The 18039-nt window shown below is 71.1% G+C and carries 19 protein-coding genes and 1 tRNA gene; 12 read left to right on the top strand and 8 right to left on the bottom strand.

Going from position 1 to position 18039, the window contains the following annotated elements:
* Positions 1–41 precede the first annotated feature (41 nt).
* Entirely contained in the window at positions 42–317 is a 276-nt protein-coding gene (locus ASC54_RS04835) for a transcriptional regulator (RefSeq protein WP_055897018.1), read from the bottom strand.
* Between the two features lie 39 nt (positions 318–356).
* Here ASC54_RS04835 and ASC54_RS04830 point away from each other — a divergent pair, with 39 nt between their 5' ends.
* Both ASC54_RS04830 and ASC54_RS04825 read left to right on the top strand, forming a co-directional pair.
* Entirely contained in the window at positions 357–1268 is a 912-nt protein-coding gene (locus tag ASC54_RS04830; RefSeq protein ID WP_055897015.1) for a hypothetical protein, read from the top strand.
* Complete coding sequence (locus ASC54_RS04825; RefSeq protein WP_055897012.1) at positions 1265–3295, top strand: hypothetical protein; 2031 nt, start codon at positions 1265–1267, stop codon at positions 3293–3295. Before ASC54_RS04830 ends, ASC54_RS04825 begins: the two co-directional genes overlap by 4 nt.
* Before the next feature lie 642 nt (positions 3296–3937).
* Here the strand turns inward: ASC54_RS04825 and ASC54_RS04820 are convergent.
* Positions 3938–4009, bottom strand: a tRNA-Arg gene (locus ASC54_RS04820).
* An 89-nt stretch (positions 4010–4098) separates the two neighbouring features.
* On the opposite strand from ASC54_RS04820, the gene ASC54_RS04815 reads away from it, so the two are divergent.
* From ASC54_RS04815 to ASC54_RS04805, 3 genes are all read left to right on the top strand, one after another.
* Positions 4099–4473 carry an iron chaperone gene (locus tag ASC54_RS04815; RefSeq protein ID WP_055856910.1) on the top strand — a complete coding sequence of 125 codons (375 nt, stop codon included), beginning with the start codon at positions 4099–4101 and terminating at the stop codon, positions 4471–4473.
* 72 nt (positions 4474–4545) lie between these two features.
* Positions 4546–5145 (top strand): RNA polymerase sigma factor, encoded by a 600-nt coding sequence (locus ASC54_RS04810; RefSeq protein ID WP_200932268.1) that lies wholly within the window; start codon positions 4546–4548, stop codon positions 5143–5145.
* The gene (locus tag ASC54_RS04805; protein ID WP_055856912.1) at positions 5132–5740 is read left to right on the top strand and encodes a hypothetical protein; all 609 of its coding nucleotides are present in this window, start codon (positions 5132–5134) and stop codon (positions 5738–5740) included. The genes ASC54_RS04810 and ASC54_RS04805 overlap by 14 nt, the downstream gene beginning before the upstream one ends.
* Before the next feature lie 51 nt (positions 5741–5791).
* On the opposite strand, the gene ASC54_RS04800 is transcribed toward ASC54_RS04805, so the two are convergent.
* From ASC54_RS04800 to ASC54_RS04790, 3 genes are all read right to left on the bottom strand, one after another.
* On the bottom strand, positions 5792–6292 hold the full coding sequence (locus ASC54_RS04800; RefSeq protein ID WP_055897007.1) for an HNH endonuclease: 501 nt from the start codon (positions 6290–6292) through the stop codon (positions 5792–5794).
* 362 nt (positions 6293–6654) lie between these two features.
* Positions 6655–7428: a C40 family peptidase gene (locus ASC54_RS04795; RefSeq protein ID WP_055897005.1), complete on the bottom strand. Its 774-nt coding sequence runs from the start codon at positions 7426–7428 to the stop codon at positions 6655–6657.
* Positions 7429–7632: 204 nt separating this feature from the next.
* A complete protein-coding gene (locus tag ASC54_RS04790; protein WP_055856918.1) occupies positions 7633–8322 on the bottom strand; it encodes a metal-dependent transcriptional regulator in 690 nt (229 codons plus the stop codon).
* A gap of 94 nt (positions 8323–8416) precedes the next feature.
* Between ASC54_RS04790 and serC the strand changes: the two genes are divergently transcribed.
* Together serC and ASC54_RS04780 are read left to right on the top strand one after the other, a co-directional pair.
* Positions 8417–9532, top strand: a complete 1116-nt coding sequence (serC, locus tag ASC54_RS04785) for a phosphoserine transaminase (RefSeq protein WP_055856920.1) — start codon at positions 8417–8419, stop codon at positions 9530–9532.
* Positions 9533–9547: 15 nt separating this feature from the next.
* Positions 9548–9766 (top strand): hypothetical protein, encoded by a 219-nt coding sequence (locus tag ASC54_RS04780; protein WP_156376728.1) that lies wholly within the window; start codon positions 9548–9550, stop codon positions 9764–9766.
* Between the two features lie 24 nt (positions 9767–9790).
* Here ASC54_RS04780 and ASC54_RS04775 read toward each other — a convergent pair whose 3' ends face one another.
* Together ASC54_RS04775 and ASC54_RS04770 are read right to left on the bottom strand one after the other, a co-directional pair.
* A complete protein-coding gene (locus ASC54_RS04775) occupies positions 9791–10351 on the bottom strand; it encodes a DUF3027 domain-containing protein (RefSeq protein ID WP_055896999.1) in 561 nt (186 codons plus the stop codon).
* Positions 10344–10724, bottom strand: a complete 381-nt coding sequence (locus ASC54_RS04770) for a cold-shock protein (protein ID WP_055856929.1) — start codon at positions 10722–10724, stop codon at positions 10344–10346. Before ASC54_RS04770 ends, ASC54_RS04775 begins: the two co-directional genes overlap by 8 nt.
* Before the next feature lie 128 nt (positions 10725–10852).
* Here ASC54_RS04770 and ASC54_RS04765 point away from each other — a divergent pair, with 128 nt between their 5' ends.
* Genes ASC54_RS04765 through ASC54_RS04755 form a run of 3 tightly spaced genes read left to right on the top strand, consistent with a single transcriptional unit; the run spans position 10853 to position 14686 of the window.
* The gene (locus ASC54_RS04765; protein WP_055856932.1) at positions 10853–11104 is read left to right on the top strand and encodes a hypothetical protein; all 252 of its coding nucleotides are present in this window, start codon (positions 10853–10855) and stop codon (positions 11102–11104) included.
* Complete coding sequence (locus ASC54_RS04760) at positions 11091–12992, top strand: helicase-associated domain-containing protein (RefSeq protein ID WP_055856935.1); 1902 nt, start codon at positions 11091–11093, stop codon at positions 12990–12992. The genes ASC54_RS04765 and ASC54_RS04760 overlap by 14 nt, the downstream gene beginning before the upstream one ends.
* 44 nt (positions 12993–13036) lie before the next feature.
* On the top strand, positions 13037–14686 hold the full coding sequence (locus ASC54_RS04755; RefSeq protein ID WP_055856938.1) for a DNA repair helicase XPB: 1650 nt from the start codon (positions 13037–13039) through the stop codon (positions 14684–14686).
* 29 nt (positions 14687–14715) lie between these two features.
* On the opposite strand, the gene ASC54_RS04750 is transcribed toward ASC54_RS04755, so the two are convergent.
* Complete coding sequence (locus tag ASC54_RS04750; protein ID WP_055856940.1) at positions 14716–15432, bottom strand: alpha/beta fold hydrolase; 717 nt, start codon at positions 15430–15432, stop codon at positions 14716–14718.
* A 138-nt stretch (positions 15433–15570) separates the two neighbouring features.
* Here ASC54_RS04750 and ASC54_RS04745 point away from each other — a divergent pair, with 138 nt between their 5' ends.
* On the top strand, positions 15571–16263 hold the full coding sequence (locus tag ASC54_RS04745; RefSeq protein WP_055896996.1) for a response regulator transcription factor: 693 nt from the start codon (positions 15571–15573) through the stop codon (positions 16261–16263).
* A gap of 28 nt (positions 16264–16291) precedes the next feature.
* Positions 16292–18016, top strand: a complete 1725-nt coding sequence (locus ASC54_RS04740; RefSeq protein WP_055896993.1) for a cell wall metabolism sensor histidine kinase WalK — start codon at positions 16292–16294, stop codon at positions 18014–18016.
* Positions 18017–18039 lie beyond the last annotated feature (23 nt).

Genomic DNA, 18039 nt, shown 5'->3' with positions numbered 1-18039 from the left:
GATCCGAACAAGCCCGCATAGGGCTTTACATGGAATCCAACTCACTCGTCCCCGCGGGGCCACAGCGCCCTGCCGAGACCTCGCTCCAGACGGGCGACAGTCCACATGTCCGGCCACAGCTGGCCTTCGATGATGCGCGACAGACTCGCATGCCCCACGCCGGTGGATTCGGCGACGCTGCGCAGACTGCGATCACCGATCGCCTCGATGAGGTTCAGCGTGAAGCCTCGCGCGATCTCCCCGATGGGATCGCCGGAAGCGACTCGCGGCCAGTCGACGGCCAGCTCCCGAGGCGTCGGACGGGTGGTTCGAGCCATGGCGCGAGCGTACTCGACAGTGCGTCTGGCGGAGGCCCCATGGCCGACCGCGAGCAGCGCTGGCGCAAGCAGCTCCATGACTACTCGCCGCGGATCGATGGCGAGGCGTGGGCGATGATCCGACCGCGACTCCTGGAATGGATGGAGCAGATCGGGCCCGCGCCTGTCGCGCTCACGAAGGACCTGCTCTTCAACCTGACACGACTGGCGGCCCACTGCTGGGAGCAGGGGTGGGACCTGACCCCCGAGACGGTGCTCTCCGAGGCAGTCGTCGAGCATCACATCGCGCTTCGGGTGAGGAAGGGCCACGCGGACAACCCCCACGCGCGGACCACACTCCGCCAGGCCCGTCTGACGCTCGTCGACAGCGAACCGCTCGGCGTGCGTTTCACGCGGCCTCAGCGCCACCGCTCTCCCGCGCCGTTCGATCCGTCGGACTACTCCCTTATCGAGTCGTGGGCCAAGTCCCGACGCGATGCGAACCACCGACGGACTGCCTGCGCCATCGCCGCGCTGGGGATGGGAGCGGGGCTTCGCGCTGCAGAGATGGCGGGCGTGAGGCGCGCAGACGTGCTGCACCTGCCGGGCGGCCTGAGCGTCAACGTGACGGTCGGCCATCCTCGAACCGTTCCGCTTCTCCACGACTGGGAGCCGCTTCTCCACCTGTCGCTGGAGGAGGCCGGAGAGACCGATCATCTCGTCGGCGTCACGGGCGAGGTCTCCGGCGGAAACTACGTCGGCGATTTCACGACCAAGTCAGGCGGGCCCGACTCACGACGGATGCGAGTGACCTGGCTCGTCACTCACCTCCAGTTCGGAACACCGCTGGACCTTCTGCTCGCCACAGCAGGGAACACCACACTGGACTCGTTCCAGCGATACCTCGATCACGTCCAGCGAGACAGCGAGTCAGCCGACAGACTCATGCGCGGGTCAGGGGCTGTCCGATGAGCGCCAAGGGACTGGGACCCAAGAACCCGCCCCGTAAGGAGATCAGCCTGCGCCTCGCGCACGCCGGAGAGGCGACTCTCGACGGGGAGAAGCTCCTCATCTTCGGCCCGAACGGCGAGTACGCCGAACTGCACAACATCGGAGGGGTGTCTGACGTCGCCATCGACCGAGCGATCGCCTTCATCGACGGATCCGGTGTCGTGCCGCAGCTCGAGGTGTGGGCTGAGGAGTACCGGATGAAGCTTCGCGGAGCGCGAGGTCGCGCCGGACGGCGCAGCGAGTTCACCATCCGGCACATCTTCATCCTGATCCTCGTCACCCTGTTCGACGAAAAGCCGATCCTCATGACCCGGATCGACGAGCTGGTAGGACGCTTGACCAGCGACCAGGTCGCTCGGATCGGCATTCCCGAGCACGCCATCCGGGAGGAGGGTCGATGCACCCGGATCCGGCGAGCCTTCGACTCCTGGATCGAGAGCATCGATCCCTTTCCGTCCGAGCGGCGCACGCGGGTGTCCGCAGAGGAGCACCAGCGACTCACGGATGAGGAGAACGACGATCCGAACGTCGAAGTGATGCTTGCGCGCCTTGACTGGCTGGCCAACCATCTGCTGGAGGCCAGTATTCGGACTCTGCCGGCGGTCTACCGCGACCAGTGGAAGGGCAACATCGCGGTCGACGCGACGCTCTTCGACGCCTTCGCGCGGCAAACCACCAACATCCACACCGGACGGTCCTCCTCCGACAGAGACGCCGGCCCATACGTGCGAGAGGGAGACCACGACGGCGACAACGCGAAGAAGGGCAAGCTCGTCAACGGCTACGAGGCCACGCTCGCGATCTGGCTGCCGAACTCTCCGTTCGACGAGCCGCAGTTCCCCGACCTGGCCGCCGGGATGTCATTCCACCGCCCGGGCAAGGCGTTCGCGCTCGAGGCAGTGAACTGCACTGCGTCGATTCGCGATCGGGGTCATCCGGCCGGCTACTGGATCGGTGATGCCGCCTACACGCAGGCTCTTCCGGAGAAGCTCCGGTACCCGATCATCGCCATGGGCTACGAGGTCATTTTCGATCTCCTCCCGGAGACCCGCTCCGACGGGACGAAGGTGCCGGGCAAGACCGGGGTTCAGGGGGGATCTGGTGGCGGCCTGCAACTGGTCGGCCGCCACTTCTGCCCGGCGACGCCCAAGGCGCTGCTCGAGGAGCCCTTCAACACGGCGGTGGTTTTCCAGGACCGTCAGCGTCCTAGCGAGGAGAGAGAGCCCGCGAAAGAGCGACTCGTCCGGGCCGTGAACGCGCTGCGGCCGTACGAGCTGAAGCAGAAGCAGAAGCCCAAGCCCGGCGGCGCTCTGGTCATCACCTGCCCGGCGGCCGGACCGAACGCCACGGTCTCCTGCCCGCTGAAGCCTCGGAGCAGCGCAGTCCCCGAGGGAAAAGTGCTCCTGCCGATCCTGCCCTCGAACCTTCCTGACCACCCCGGCAAGATCTGCACGAACGAGGAGTCCGTGTCGATCCCGTTCGAAGAATGGGCCCGTCATCGGCAGGGCCTGATCTGGGGCTCCGAGGAGTTCCTCATCCAGTACGCCCAGCGGACGATCGTGGAGGGCTACAACGGCTACCTGAAGGAGAACACGCCCGAGCAGGCTGGCCGGAGCAGCCGCCGGCGGCTCCGTGGCCACGCGGCGCAGTACGTCCTTGCGGCGTTCCTGGTCACCGCGAGCAACCTCCGCAAGGTCCGTACCTTCCTCATCGATCCTCCGAAGCCTCCGCGCGTGGTGAAGAAGCCTGTCGTCCAGGAAGTTGCGGCCGGGACGACCTGGGCGGTGACTCCGACGTTGATGCCTCTCTCGGAGGCGGAGATGAGCCGCCGGCGTATCATCGCGGATCGTCGTCGTGGCGAGGACGTCAAGGCCGCGCGTCGGATCGGCGACATGGAGGAGGTCGCGAGACTGGTGGCAGCCCGCGAGCAGCGCAGACGGAAGAGGCGGCGCCTCTCTCGACTGCAGGCTCTCAAGCTCGCTGGTTAGGCAATCAACTCGGCACCGACCCGCCCTACGAGTTCTCCACAGCGTTGTCCCCATTTTGGAGGACACGGTGAGGACAAGCGGGGCCGGCTCCATCAGTGGCGGGGATTTCGAGCGAGGCCCCTGTGGAGAACTCAAACCACAAGATATGCACAGCTGTGGAGGACACGCCCACTAGATGTGGTGTCGCTTCGATGTCTGTAGGCGGACGTACCGTTGTGGTGCTCGGGCGACCGTTCGGGCACCACAAAGAAGGTCCGGCTGCTAAGCCGGCCAGGAAGGAGCATGAGATGCGCCGCATCCCCGCCCTGATCGTCACCTGTCCGTACTGCCACTTCAGGCACGAGCTCCCCGGCGTACGCCTGCGCACGCCGGGGCTCGTGTCCTGCTCGCGGTGCCGCAGGGCGTTCAATCTCCGGTAAGAGAATCAACGGCTAGCTGTACTAGCAACGCCCCCGGTGGATGTTGGCGCATCTGCCGGGGGCTTCTTCGTTGACGTAGGTCGAACGTATGTCGCCCTGACGTCCTACGCAACACACAGCCCGATCGGGCGTGTCGGAGCAGCGCCTGCCGGGGTGGACAGCGGCCGGTCAGATCGCCACATTTCCGCAATCGAGATCCGACATTTCCGCAATCGGCCCTGCGTGCCCCTGGAGGGACTCGAACCCCCAACCCTTTCCTTAGGACGGAACTGCTCTTCCATTGAGCTACAGAGGCTGACGCCTCCACTCTAAACCGCGGGCGTCGGCACGGCACCGCGGTCGCGGCCCCTTCCCGCCGGCGCCGGCCTCTGCAACCATGACCGGATGCCCGACTCGAGCCCTGAGCATCCGCTCACCGGTTCGATCGCTGCGGCCCCGCACCCCTCCCGCGACGTCCTCGCCGGCTGGTACGCTCGCGCGCTCGAGCTCGAGCCGCGCGCCGCCGAGGGAGTCTCGTACGGCATGCCCGCCCTGCGCTACCGCGGGCGTCCGCTCATCGCCGTCGCCGCGACCGCCGCGGGCTACTCGGTGTACCCGTTCAGCCCCGCCGTGATCGTGGCGGTCGCGCCGCTGCTCGGCGACCTGAAGCGATCGAAGGGCGCCGTCGCGTTCACGGATGCCCGGCCGCTGCCGCGCGAGGCCTTCGACGCGATGCTGCTCGCCCGGCGAGACGAGATCGACGCGGCCCTCGACCACTGAGACGCGGAGTCCGCGCGGGTCTGCCTGGGCGCGAGCACGAAAGATCGCCCCGCGCCGCGACATAAGCAGGGTGTGAGCACCTCGACCGATCGCGAGCGGCGGATGCGCGCCCTCGTCGACCTCGTCGCCGACCCGGTGCGCCGCTATCTGCATCGCCGCACCGACGCCGCGACCGCCGACGACGTGCTCGGCGACGTGCTGCTCGTGTGCTGGCGGAGGCTCGACGAGGTCCCTCCCGCCGAGGCCGACGCGCTGCCCTGGGCGATCGTCGTCGCCCGCCAGTGCCTCGCGAACGCCCAGCGCGCCGAGCGCCGCCGCACGCGCCTCGTCGGCCGCATCATCGCGATCGACCCGCCGCCGATCGACGCGCCCGACGCCGCGGCAGACGACGATGACCCCCATGGTGACGACCACGTCCGGCTCCGCGCCGCCCTCGCCCGACTGCGCCGCGACGACGCCGAGATCCTCCGCCTGTGGGCGTGGGACGAGCTCACGAGCCCGCAGATCGCAGTCGTGCTCGGCATCAGCGCGAACGCCGCGTCGATCCGCCTGCACCGCGCGAAGGCGCGACTGAAGGCCGAGCTGTCGGACGAGTCGCACGCCGCGCTGAAAGCAGCCGCTTCATCTGGACATGTCAGGGAAGAGGAAGGGAGCATCGATGTCCGACGATGACCGCGAGCTGCGCCAGCAGCTCGGCGCCGCCGACCCGGCGCGCGCGCTCGCTCCCCTCCCTGCGACGTGGCTCGACCACAGGATGGAGCAGCTCATGACCGACACCAGCACCGCCACCGCCCCCGAGTCGGCGACCCACGCCCGCTCGCGCATCCCCCGCTGGATGCCCGTGGCCGGCGCCGCCGCGGCCGTCGCGATCGCCGCCGCGATCGTCGCGCCCCTCGCCCTCGGCGGCACGCAGCCCACCGTCGAGCAGCTCGCCGCCCCCGAGGGCGGCGGACTCGCGAGCGGCAGCTGCCTCGCCCTCGACCCCGCGACGATCGCCGCGCAGGATCAGGCCTTCGCCGCCACCGTGCTCGAGGTCGACGGCGGCACCGTCACCCTCGAGGTCACCGAGACGTTCGCCGGCGAGGTCGCCGATCGCGTCGAGGTGCCGCAGATCGACGCGACCTCGTCCGACTACTCGGGCGTGCCGTTCACGGTCGGCGGCGAGTTCCTCGTCGGCGCCCTCGACGGCATGATCACGGGCTGCGGCGTCACGGGCGAGGACTCCCCCGAGCTCCGCGCGCTCTACGACGCGGCCTTCGCGGGCTGACCGCCGGCTGGGGCGGGCCCGCCGGTCGGCGACGACCGGCGGATGCCCGCCCTACGCCGCGAGCGGCGCGAGGTACTCGTCCCACGCCGGCTGCGGGCGCTCGATGCCGCGCACGAGCCAGGCCGTCCCGTGCGGGGCCTTGGGCTGGACGCGCAGGCGCCACCCCATCTCCGCCGGGGTGCGGTCGCTCTTGATGTTGTTGCACTTCAGGCAGCAGGCGACGAGGTTCTCCCACGAGTCGGCGCCGCCGCGCGAGCGCGGCATGACGTGGTCGATCGTCGTGGCCGATGACCCGCAGTAGGCGCAGCGGTTGCCGTCGCGACGCAGGACGCCGCGGCGCGTGAGGGGCACCTGCCGCGCGTGCGGGATGCGCACGTAGCGGCGCAGGACGATGACGCTCGGTCGCTCGAAGGCGTCGTGGATCCCGATGACGGGGTGCGCGTCGTCGCGCGCGAGCACCACGGCCTTGCCGTTCATCACGAGCACGAGGGCTCGACGGAACGAGACGACCGCGAGGGGCTCGTATCCGGCGTTGAGAACGAGAGTGCGCATCCGCTGACCTCCATGAACGGAGCCCGCATGGCCTGCGGGCTGTCCTTGCGTCCCGGTGCCGCCGCGGGCGGGAGGTTCAGCGCGCCCGCGGTGACGGGCACAAAAAAAGCACTGCAGTCAGACTGCAGTGCTCGATCGCGCGCGGCCCCGACAGGGCAGGGCCGTGCGAACGCTGTGCCGTATGCGGAAGACGGCGCGCGCATCCACGGTTTGGATGTCGCGTCGCTCGCACATGGCCTCTCCCGGTTATGTCCTCTGATGGCGCCGAGGGCATCAGGCTAACCCAGAATCGGCGCACCCGCCTGAGCGGGCACGCCGATTCATGGTCTGTTCACCGGAGTGCGCGGTGACGCCCGAGGCGCTCAGCCGATGCGGACGATGTAGTACGCGTCGGTCCAGAGCGGGCGGGCCTGAACGGTCTTGCCGGGGTAGGGCGCGTCGAGGATCGCGCCGTTGCCCATGTAGATGCCGATGTGGCTGTGGTCGTTGAGCACGACGAGGTCGCCGGGCACGGCATCCGCCCGCGAGATCCTGGTGCCCATCGAGGCCTGGCCCGACACGCTGTGCGGGAGGGCGATGCCGACCTGGGCGAAGACGTAGGCGGTGAAGCCCGAGCAGTCGAAGCCCGCGGGCGTCGTGCCGCCGTACTGGTAGGGCGTGCCGACGTACTGCAGGCCGATGTTGACGACCGCGCTCTGGCTGTACGAGGCGGGCGGCGCGGCGAGGAAGTCCTGCGCGGTCGGCCCGCTGTACGCCGTGTAGCTGGCGGCGAGCTCGGCGCGACGCTCGGCGGCGGCCTGCGCGGCCTGGGCGGCGGCGAGCTCCTCCTCGCTCGTGGCGGTGAACTGGTCGCGCGACACGGTCTGCGCCGTCTCGGACTCGACGGTGAGGCTCTGCGACTGCGTCGCGCGCAGCTGCGCCATGGCCTCCGCCGCCTCGACGCCGTCCGCGTTGGCGGCGGGATTCACGGCGTAGCCGGGAAGGGCGAGGGTGGCGACGATTCCGGTGGCGACGGCCATGACGGTGACGTTGAGCGCCGTGCCGCGCAGGGAGGAGCGGCGTGAGCGGGTGGTGCGGGGGGTCGAGCTGCCGGTGTCCGTTCGGGCGACGGAGCCGGAATCAGTGCCTTGGATCAAGAGTGTGACCTCCTGCGCCTCGCCGCTCCTTGGGGCGGCCCGTCCTCTTTCGTGTATTCCACGGTCCCCGCGCGGGACGGGCGAGCGAGAGCGCCGCGCGAAGAGCCCTTGCCGGCTGGGTGGCCGTGTCGGACTGTGCGAGTGTACGCGAGGTTACGAGAAGGTCACAATCAGGACACGAACACTAGATGTTGTGTAAATACGTCAGTCGCCGACGTAAATGTGCCGCGCGACCTCGAGCGGCAGCTCGATCCCCTCGGCCCGACCGTCGATCTCGACGCTCACGTAGCCGGAGGACTCGCCGCGGATCGTGGCCTCCGCACCGGGCAGGACCCCTGCCTCCTGGAGCTGGTGGAGCAGATCGGGATCGAACTGCACGGGCTCGGCCAGGCGCCGGATCGTGCAGTGCCGGGTTCCCGCGGCGACCGCGGTCGGGAGCGAGATGACGCCGTCGAGGAAGGACTCGGCCGCGGGGCCGCCGATCTCCTCCAGGCCCGGGATGGGGTTGCCGTACGGCGACTCCGTCGGCGACTCCAGCAGCGTGAGCAGGCGGCGCTCGACCTGCTCGCTCATGACGTGCTCCCACCGGCAGGCCTCGTCGTGCACGAGCGACCAGTCGAGCCCGATGACGTCGGCGAGCAGGCGCTCGGCCAGGCGGTGCTTGCGCATGACGCCCACGGCCTTGCGCCGGCCCTCAGCGGTGAGCTCGAGATGACGGTCGCCCTCCACGCTCAGCAGCCCGTCGCGCTCCATGCGCGCGACCGTCTGCGAGACGGTGGGGCCGGAGTGCCCGATGCGCTCCGAGATGCGGGCCCGGAGGGGGATGATCCCCTCCTCCTCGAGGTCGAGGATGGTCCGCAGGTACATCTCGGTGGTGTCGACCAGATCGGTCACGCGGTGCCTCCTCGTCGCACTCCGGATGGTGAGGCTAGCCTAACGGGAACGCCCGACGGCGCTCCGTCGCACCCGACGTCGGTAGGATCAGGGCATGGCCGAGACCGTGATCCCCGCCGACCTCCTCCCGCGCGACGGGCGGTTCGGCTGCGGCCCGTCGAAGGTCCGCCCCGACCAGCTCGCCGCGCTGGCCGCGGCCCACGATCTGCTGGGCACCTCGCACCGTCAGGCTCCGGTGAAGAATCTCGTCGCGAGCGTGCGCAGCGGGCTCTCCGACCTGTTCCGCCTCCCCGACGGCTACGAGGTCGTCCTCGGCAACGGCGGGTCGACCGCCTTCTGGGACGTCGCAGCGGCCGGCCTCATCGAGCAGCGCAGCGCCCACCTCGACTTCGGCGAGTTCGGCAGCAAGTTCGTCGCCTCGGCGAGCGCGCCCTGGCTCGAGGCCCCGCACGTGGTCAAGACCCCCGGCGGCACGCGCGGTTCGCTCGATGTCGTCGACGGCGTCGACGTCTACGCCTACCCCCACAACGAGACGTCGACGGGCGTGAGCGCTCCGGTCACGCGGATCGGAGCATCCCCCGACGCCCTCACGGTGGTCGACGCGACGAGCGCGGCCGGCGGCATCGACTTCGATGTGACCGAGACCGACGTCTACTACTTCGCCCCGCAGAAGAACTTCGCCGGCGACGGCGGGCTCTGGCTCGCCGTCATGAGCCCCGCCGCGATCGAGCGGGCCGAGCGCATCGGCGCGAGCGGGCGCTGGATCCCGCCGTTCCTCTCCCTCACCGCCGCGATCGACAACTCGCGCCTGCAGCAGACGCTCAACACCCCGGCCCTCGCGACCCTCGTCATGCTCGACGAGCAGGTGCGCTGGATCAACGGCGAGGGCGGCCTCGCCTGGGCGAGCGCTCGCACCGCCGAGAGCTCGAACCACCTCTACGCGTGGGCCGAGGCGCACGCGCTCGCGACCCCCTTCGTCACCGACCCCGACCACCGCTCGCCGGTCGTCGTCACGATCGACTTCGACGACTCGGTCGACGCCGCCGCGGTCGCGAAGACGCTGCGCGCCAACGGCATCGTCGACACCGAGCCCTACCGCAAGCTCGGCCGCAACCAGCTGCGCATCGCGACGTTCGTCGCCATCGAGCCCGACGACGTCCGACAGCTGACGCGCGCGATCGACTTCGTCCTCGAGAGCACGGCGGGCTGAGGCGTGCGGCTGTGGGTGCGCAGCGACGAGCGCCGGGCCGACCCGGCGCCGCTGCGCACCGATGACCGGCTCGCGTTCACGATCGGCATCGTCGGCTGGATCATCGCCGGCATCGTGACGGTCGGGATGCTCGTGCTGACCGATCGCGAGGCGAGCGTCGGCGCCCTGGTCACGATCGGGGTCGGGCTCCTGCTCGGCGTGGCCGGCTGGGTCGTCTCCTCCCGCCGGACCTAGCCCCTCCCGGACGGGGTTCGGGGCTCAGAGGCCCGAGTCGTCCTCGTCGTCGTCGTCGTCCTCGTCGTCGTCCTCGTCGTCGTCCTCGTCGTCCTCGATGCCGTCGTCGTCGATGTCGTCGTCGTCATCGTCGTCCTCGTCGTCCTCGTCGTCGAGGTCGTCCGCGTGCAGGTCGATGTCGACGCCGTCGACGTCGTCATCGAGCTCGTGGTCGTCGTCGTGGTCGTCGTCGTCCGACTCGTCGCCCTCGCCGGCACCCGCCTCCGCCTGCTGCGCGAGGTAGTCCTCGAGCCGGTCGGACCACGGCACCCAGTCGGGCGCGACGAGTGCGCCGTCGCCCGGCATGAGCTCGGTCTCGAGGATGGCGGGCTCCATGCCGGGGTTGACGGCGATGCTGACCGTCCAGGCCCAGCCGGGGTAGCCGCCCTGGGTGGTCGAGAAGCGCACCGTGGCGACGTCATCGGCGATCGTCACGTCGCGCAGCGCTCCGACGTGCTTGGGGTTCGTGATCTCGCCGAGCGCCGCACGCGCGAGCGGCTCGAGGGTCGCTCGGTCGATCGTCGAGCCCTCGGGCGACTCAGGCATCCAGCTCGTCCGCGACGCGGCGCAGCACCGCGGCGATCTTGGCGCCGTGCTCGCCATCGGGGTAGCGCCCGCCCTTGAGCCGGCCGCCGACGCCGTCGAGGAGCTTGATGAGGTCCTCCACGATGATCGACATCTCGTCGGCAGGCTTGCGGTGTGCCTTCGCGAGGCTCGGCTTCGCGTCGAGCACGCGCACCGAGAGTGCCTGCGCACCGCGCTTGCCGTCGGCCACGCCGAACTCGAGGCGGCTGCCGGCCTTGACGACCGCCCCCTCCGGCAGCGCGGAGGCGTGCAGGAAGACCTCGGAGCCATCGTCGCCGCTGATGAACCCGAAACCCTTCTCCTGGTCGTAGAACTTGACCTTGCCGGTGGGCATGCGCTCACTCCTCGCCTGTGGATGATCCAGCCTTCGAGGATACCGCGAACCCGCGGCCCCAGGATCGGGGGTACTGCCGCGTCGGCGGCGGCACCTATCCTGGTGACGTGCCAGAAGAATCCGTCGTGATGACCAACCGCGTGGAGCGCATCCTGGCTTACATGGTCGCCGGCATCATCGTGCTGAGCCTCGCGAGTTTCGTGGCCGTCATCATCGCGACCGCCTCCGGACTCGAGCGCGGCGACTTCGCCGTCGGCATCTGGCCGGCCGTGACCGTCCTGCCCCTCATCGGCCTGCCCATCGGGTTCGTCCTCATCATCACGCTGCTCGTCGTGAGCGCCGTGCGCCGGGGGCGGGCCGCGCGGGATGCCGGGCACTAGCGCCGCCTCCCTGGCCCTGGCCGCGCGGCTGCGCGACCGGGATGACGCGAGCCTGGCTCGCCTGATCCGCGACCGCGGCGTGAGCCCCGCGGGGCTCCGCGACGTCTTCGACCTCGCCGAGGCGCTGCTCGACGGCGGCACCGTCGCCTCCTCCCTCGCCGCCCTCAGCCGGCGCGCGCTCGCCGCGATCGCGACCGCCGCCCAGCACTCCGATGGCGTGCCGCTCTCGGACCTGGCCTCCGGGCTCGACCGCGACCCTGCCGCCGTCCTCCACGACCTCGTGCCCGCCGAGCGCGCGGCGCTCGTGGCCCTGGGCGAGGCGGCCGACGGCCGGACCGAGCCCACGGTCGCCGGCGACCCGACCGTGCTCGTCTGGCCCTCCGTCGCCGCCGAGCTCGCGAGCTGGCCGGCCCGAGGACTGCCGAGCACGGAGGCGCTCCGCGACGACCCCGCTCCCCCGGCGCTCGAGCCCGTCGACGACTCCGACCGCCGATTCCTGGACCGCGGCGCCGCCGAGAAGGCCTACACGACCGTCACGCGCGTCACCGAGCTGCTCATCGCCCTGCAGGACAGCCCCGCGCGCCTCCTCGCGAAGGGCGGGCTGTCGCTGCCCGAGGCGAAGCGCCTCGCGGCCGCCGCCGACGCCGACCTCGACGAGGTCCCCGTGCTGCTCGACCTCGCCGTCCTCGCCGGGCTCGTCGACGACGCGGCGGGCCACACGCGCCCCCTGCCTGCCGTGGACGCGTGGCGCAGCCTCCCCGTCGCCGACCGGTGGGCCGCGCTCGCCGACGCCTGGGCATCCGCCCTGCCGGAGGAGCTGCGCGAGCTGCTCGCCGACCGCGTCGACGCCCGCTGGGGCGAGGGCATCGCCGACTTCGTCGACTGGCTGTACCCGGCGGGCGGGGATGCCCTCCTGCGTCGCCTGCACCGGCGCGGCGCCCAGGGCGATCGCCTCGGCATCGCGACCGACGGCCGCCCGTCGTCGATCGGTGCGGCGCTCGTGACCTCCGGGGCCGCGGCGGCCGCCGAGGTGCTCGCTCCGCTCATCCCGCCGGCGGTCGACAGGGTCTACCTCCAGCACGATCTCACGATCGTCTCGCCCGGACCGCTCGAGGGTGCGCTCGACGAGCGGCTGCGCCGCGTCGCCGTCATGGAGGCCGCGGGGCTCGCGGGCCGCTACCGCGTCACGCAGGAGTCGGTGACGCGCGCGATCGCGCTCGGCGAGACCGCCGACACGCTCGTGACGTTCCTCCAGGAGATCTCGCTCACGGGCGTGCCGCAGCCGCTCGAGTACCTCGTGCGCGAGACCGCGCGGCGCTACGGCGCGGTGCGCGTCGGCGCGCTCGACCACGACGAGAGCACGGCGCTCGGCGCCCGGACGGCGGTGCGCAGCGATGACGGCGTCATGCTCGAGGCCGTCCTCGTCGACGCGGCCACCGCATCCCTCGGTCTGCGCCGCACCGGGCCGCACCGGCTCGTCAGTCGCGTCGAGCCCGCGATCGTGCTCTGGACCCTCATCGACGCCCGCTACCCTGCAGCTCCCGACGACGGGGCGCTCCCGCCGGAGCGCCCGCGCTCCAGCTCGGCCCGCCCGCCCGCCGCTCCGACGGAGGATCCGGTGCTCGCCGCAGTCGCCCGCCTGCGGCACGCCGCCGCCTCGACGAGCAGCGAGTCGGGCGCGGCGTGGGTCTCGCGGCAGTGGGAGCTCGCGGTGCGCGGCAGGCTCGGCGTGCGCGCGACGATCGCGATGCCCGACGGCACCGAGCGCGTGCTCGAGCTCGAGCCCACGGGCATCGCCGGCTCGCGCGTCCGCGGCCGCGACCTGCAGGCCGACGTCGAGCGCACCCTGCCGATCTCGAGCATCACGGCGCTCGAGCCTCTCGAGTAGGGCGCGCCCGCCCCTCTCAGCCGGCGCACCTAGACTGGCCCGTTATGAATCCCGAGGGCCCGCTCATCGTCCAGAGCGACCGCACCGTGCTGCTGGAGGTCGCCAACCCGCTCGCCGACGAGGCCCGCCACGCGCTCGCCGTGTTCGCCGAGCTCGAGCGCGCGCCCGAGCACGTGCACACCTACCGCATCACGCGCCTCGGCCTCTGGAACGCCCGAGCCGCCGGCCACGAGGCCGCCGAGATGCTCGCCGTGCTCGAGAAGTACGCGAAGTTCCCCGTGCCGCAGTCGGTGTCGATCGACATCACCGAGACGGTGGGCCGCTACGGCCGCCTGATCATCGTGCGCGACGACGAGGGCAATCTCGTGCTGCGATCGACGGATGCGGCGGTACTGACCGAGATCGCCCACAGCAAGCGGGTCGCCCCGCTTCTCACGCGGCGCATCGACCACTCCGCGTTCGAGCTCGCCGCCTGGGCCCGCGGCCAGGTCAAGCAGGAGCTCGTGAAGATCGGCTGGCCCGCGGAGGACCTCGCCGGGTACACCCCGGGCACCCCGCACGAGATCGACCTCGATCTGAGCGGCTGGAGCATGCGGCCGTACCAGCAGACCGCCGTCGACCACTTCTTCGAAGGCGGGTCGGGAGTCGTCGTGCTGCCCTGCGGCGCGGGCAAGACCCTCGTCGGCGCCGCCGCGATGGCCGCGGCCGACACCACGACGCTCATCCTCGTGACCAACACGGTCTCGGCCCGCCAGTGGCGCGACGAGCTGCTGCGCCGCACCTCGCTCACCGCCGACGAGATCGGCGAGTACTCGGGGCAGCTGAAGGAGATCAAGCCCGTCACGATCGCGACGTACCAGATCCTCACGGCCAAGAGGAAGGGCGAGTACGCCCACCTGGCGCTGCTCGACGCGCTCGACTGGGGTCTCGTCATCTACGACGAGGTGCACCTGCTGCCGGCCCCGGTGTTCAAGCTCACCGCCGAGCTGCAGGCCCGCCGGCGCCTCGGTCTCACCGCGACGCTCGTGCGCGAGGACGGCCGCGAGGGCGACGTGTTCAGCCTCATCGGGCCCAAGCGCTTCGACGCGCCGTGGAAGGAGATCGAGGCGCAGGGCTACATCTCCCCCGCCTCCTGCTACGAGGTGCGCGTCGACCTGCCCGCGACCGAGCGGCTCGAGTACGCGGCGAGCGCCGACGACCAGAGGTACCGGCTCGCCGCGACGGCCCCGGCGAAGCTCGAGGTCGTGAAGCAGCTGGTGGCCCAGCACGAGGGCGAGCGCATCCTCATCATCGGGCAGTACCTCGACCAGATCGACGAGCTGAGCGAGGCGCTCGGAGTGCCGCAGCTGACCGGCTCGACGCCTGTCGACGAGCGCGAGCGGCTGTTCCAGGAGTTCCGCGTCGGCGAGACGCCCGTGCTGGTCGTGTCGAAGGTCGCGAACTTCTCCGTCGACCTGCCCGAGGCCACGGTCGCGATCCAGGTCTCGGGCTCGTTCGGCTCGCGGCAGGAGGAGGCCCAGCGCCTCGGGCGCCTGCTGCGCCCGAAGGAGAGCGGGCTGCCTGCGCACTTCTACACGCTCGTCGCGCGCGACACCGTCGACCAGGACTTCGCGCAGAACCGCCAGCGCTTCCTCGCCGAGCAGGGCTACAGCTACACGATCATGGACGCGACCTCGATCGGAGCCGCCGCGTAGGAGCGGCCGCGGAGGAGCCGCCGCCCTCGCTACCGCGCGGGCCCGACCGCGGCGAGGATGCTCTCGCCGAGGGCGACGGGACGCGTCAGCTGCGGCCAGTGCCCGGTCGGCAGCTCGACGACCTCGAGCACGTCGAGTCGCGCGAGCTCGTCGGCCCACGGCGCCCCGCGCTCGATCGCGCCCTCGAGGTCGGACGCCGGGAACTCGCACGCGATGACCGTCGCGGGGATGCGGTACCTCGACTCGTTCGTCAGACGCAGCGGATCGCGGGCCACCCCCGCCGGCTCGGCCACGGCGATCGCGCGGAAGCGCGACCGCAGCTCGTCGTCGAGATCGCGCAGATCGGCCTCCTCGAAGACGTCCCACGCCGGGAGCGGCACCGAGTCGCCCTCGACGGGCAGCTCGTCGTTGACGACGCTGCCGTCACCGAGGGGGAAGGCGTCGACGAACACCAGTCGGGCGATGTGCTCGGGTCGGGCGTCCGCCGCACCCCACGCGATCGCCGCCCCGCCGCTGTGCCCGACGAGCGCGACGGGCGTCGAGCCGGCTGCCGCGAGCGCGTCGAGCTCGGCGACCACCGCATCGATGTGCGTCCCGAGGCCGATGCCGGCGTGCGCCGCGGGGTCGGCCTCCTTGCCGGGAAGGGTGAGCGGATGCACGCGGTGGCCGGCGGCCGCGAGCGGCGGGGTCACCGTGCTCCACGAGTCGCCGTCGAGCCAGAAGCCGGGGATGAGCACGATGTCCATGGGGAGAATCTACGGCCGGGCACCGACACCGTCGCCCCGCCGGCTCGCAGCGCGCTCCGGCCCGGGTCGGGCATCCCGTTCTGGCCGCATCGGCGCGGCATTCAGGAAACTCGCAACGGACGCGCAGATACTAAGGCCATGGCTGACGGTCCCAAGATCCTCATCGTCGATGACGAACCCAACATCCGCGACCTCCTCACCACGTCGCTCCGCTTCGCGGGGTTCATGGTGCGCGCGGTCGGAAACGGCGCCCAGGCGATCTCGGCGGTGCTCGAGGAGGAGCCCGACCTGATCATCCTCGACGTCATGCTCCCCGACATCAACGGCTTCGGCGTCACCAAGCGCCTCCGCTCGAGCGGGTACACGAGCCCCATCCTCTTCCTCACCGCCAAGGACGACACCGACGACAAGATCATGGGTCTGACCGTCGGCGGCGACGACTACGTCACCAAGCCGTTCAGCCTCGACGAGATCGTCGCGCGCATCAAGGCCATCCTCCGCCGCACCATGCAGGAGGAGGACGACGCGATCATCCGCACCGGCGAGCTCACCATGGACCAGGACACCCACGAGGTCACCGTCGGCGACGCCGTCATCGAGCTCAGCCCCACCGAGTTCAAGCTGCTGCGCTACCTCATGCTCAACCCCAACCGGGTGCTGTCGAAGGCGCAGATCCTCGACCACGTGTGGGAGTACGACTTCAACGGCGACGCCGGCATCGTCGAGAGCTACATCTCGTACCTGCGCCGGAAGCTCGACCAGCACACCGACGAGCCGCTCATCCAGACCAAGCGCGGCTTCGGCTACATGCTGAAGGCCGCGAAGGCCTAGACCGTGCCGACGGGCGCCGTCGTGCGCGATGCATGAGCAGCTGAGCCAGTGGTGGGAGGGCATCTCCCTCCGATCGAAGATCACGGGCGTGACCGTCCTCGTGGTGACGGTGGGGCTGCTCGTCGTCGGCATGGGCACGCTCACCGTGCTGCAGCAGACCCTCGTGGGCGAGGTGGACCGGCAGCTGCGGCAGGCCGCGACGGAGCTCCCCCAGGCTCCCGACCAGCTCTCGATCGACGACTTCGACGACTTCAGCGACCTCACCGGCTCGGTGTTCTCGAGCCCGTTCTACTTCGCGGCCGTCGACGCCGACGGCGACGTGCTCGTCGACAACGTCGACGCGAGCCAGCTGCGGCAGGCCCCGGACGTCAGCCGGCTGACCTTCGACACGATCGACGGGCGCTACGGCGAGGGCGTCACCGTCGCGAGCGCCGACCGCACCGCGCAGTGGCGGCTCGCCCCGTTCTCGCTCACGCTGCGCGACGAGGAGGACGGCGAGCCCATGCGGGCGACCCTCGTCATCGGCGCCAACCTCGCCGAGACCAACGGCATCATCGGATCGTTCGCCTCGATCTTCCTCGGATTCGGCATCGTCGCGGTCATCATCAGCGCCGCCCTGACGCGGCTGCTCGTGACCTCGACCTTCCGCCCCCTGCGCGACGTGGAGGCCACGGCGGCGCGCTTCGCCGGCGGCGACTTCAGTCAGCGACTCGGCGGCGCGACGCCGAACACGGAGGTGGGGCGCCTCAGCCGCTCGCTCAACACGATGCTCTCCCGCATCGACCGGGCCTTCGCCGACCGCGCCGCGACGATCGACCAGATGCGCCGCTTCGTCGGCGACGCCAGCCACGAGCTGCGCACCCCCCTCGTATCGCTGCGCGGCTACGCCGAGCTCTACCGCATGGGCGCCATCCAGAAGCCGGAGGACGTCGCCCAGGCCATGGAGCGCATCGAGAAGGAGGCGATCCGCATGGGCGCGCTCGTCTCCGATCTGCTCGAGCTCGCGCGCCTCGACGAGTCGAAGCCGCTCGAGGCCGGCCCCGTCGACCTCGTGCCGCTCGCGCGCGACGCCGCCCTCGACGCGATGGCCGGCGCCCCCGATCGCGAGGTGACGGTCGCGGTCGACGAGGCCGCCGCATCCCCCGCGACGCCTGCGACGGATGCCCGGCCCGAGCCCGCACGGAATCCCGAGCCCGCCACCACCTCCTCACTGAGCACCGCGGCCATCGCCGCGATCGCCCGCCTGCGCGGGCGACGGAGCCGCACCGCCGCCGCCGCGGCCGAGCCCGTCCTCGAGCTCGCGGTGCCCGAGCTGCCCGCCGCGGAGGCCGTCGTGCTCGGCGACGAGAACAAGATCCGCCAGGTCGTGACGAACCTCGTCGGCAACGCCATGCGCTTCACCCCGGCCGGCTCGCCCATCGAGCTCGTCGTCGGCATCGACCGCGCCCGGAGCATGGGCACGATCTCGGTCGTCGACCACGGGGAGGGGATCCCCGCGGCGCTCAAGGAGAAGATCTTCCAGCGCTTCTTCCGCGCGGACTCGTCGCGCACCCGGGACACGGGCGGGTCGGGGCTCGGCCTCGCGATCGTGGCGTCGATCGTCAACCAGCACGGCGGGCGGATCGACGTGCTCGACACCGCGGGCGGCGGCGCGACGTTCATGGTGTCGCTGCCGCTCCTCCCCAGCCCGCGTCGCGCGACGCTCTCCGCCGCGAGCGGCACCGCGGCGCGCCGCACCGCCTCGGCCTCCTAACCTGCTCGCGTCGGCGGGGGCAC

It is taken from the genome of Yonghaparkia sp. Root332, assembly GCF_001425665.1.
Taxonomy (GTDB): Bacteria; Actinomycetota; Actinomycetes; order Actinomycetales; family Microbacteriaceae; genus Microcella.
The sequence above is the reverse complement of the archived record's forward strand: the minus strand, read 5'-3'. Positions and strand labels throughout refer to the sequence as shown.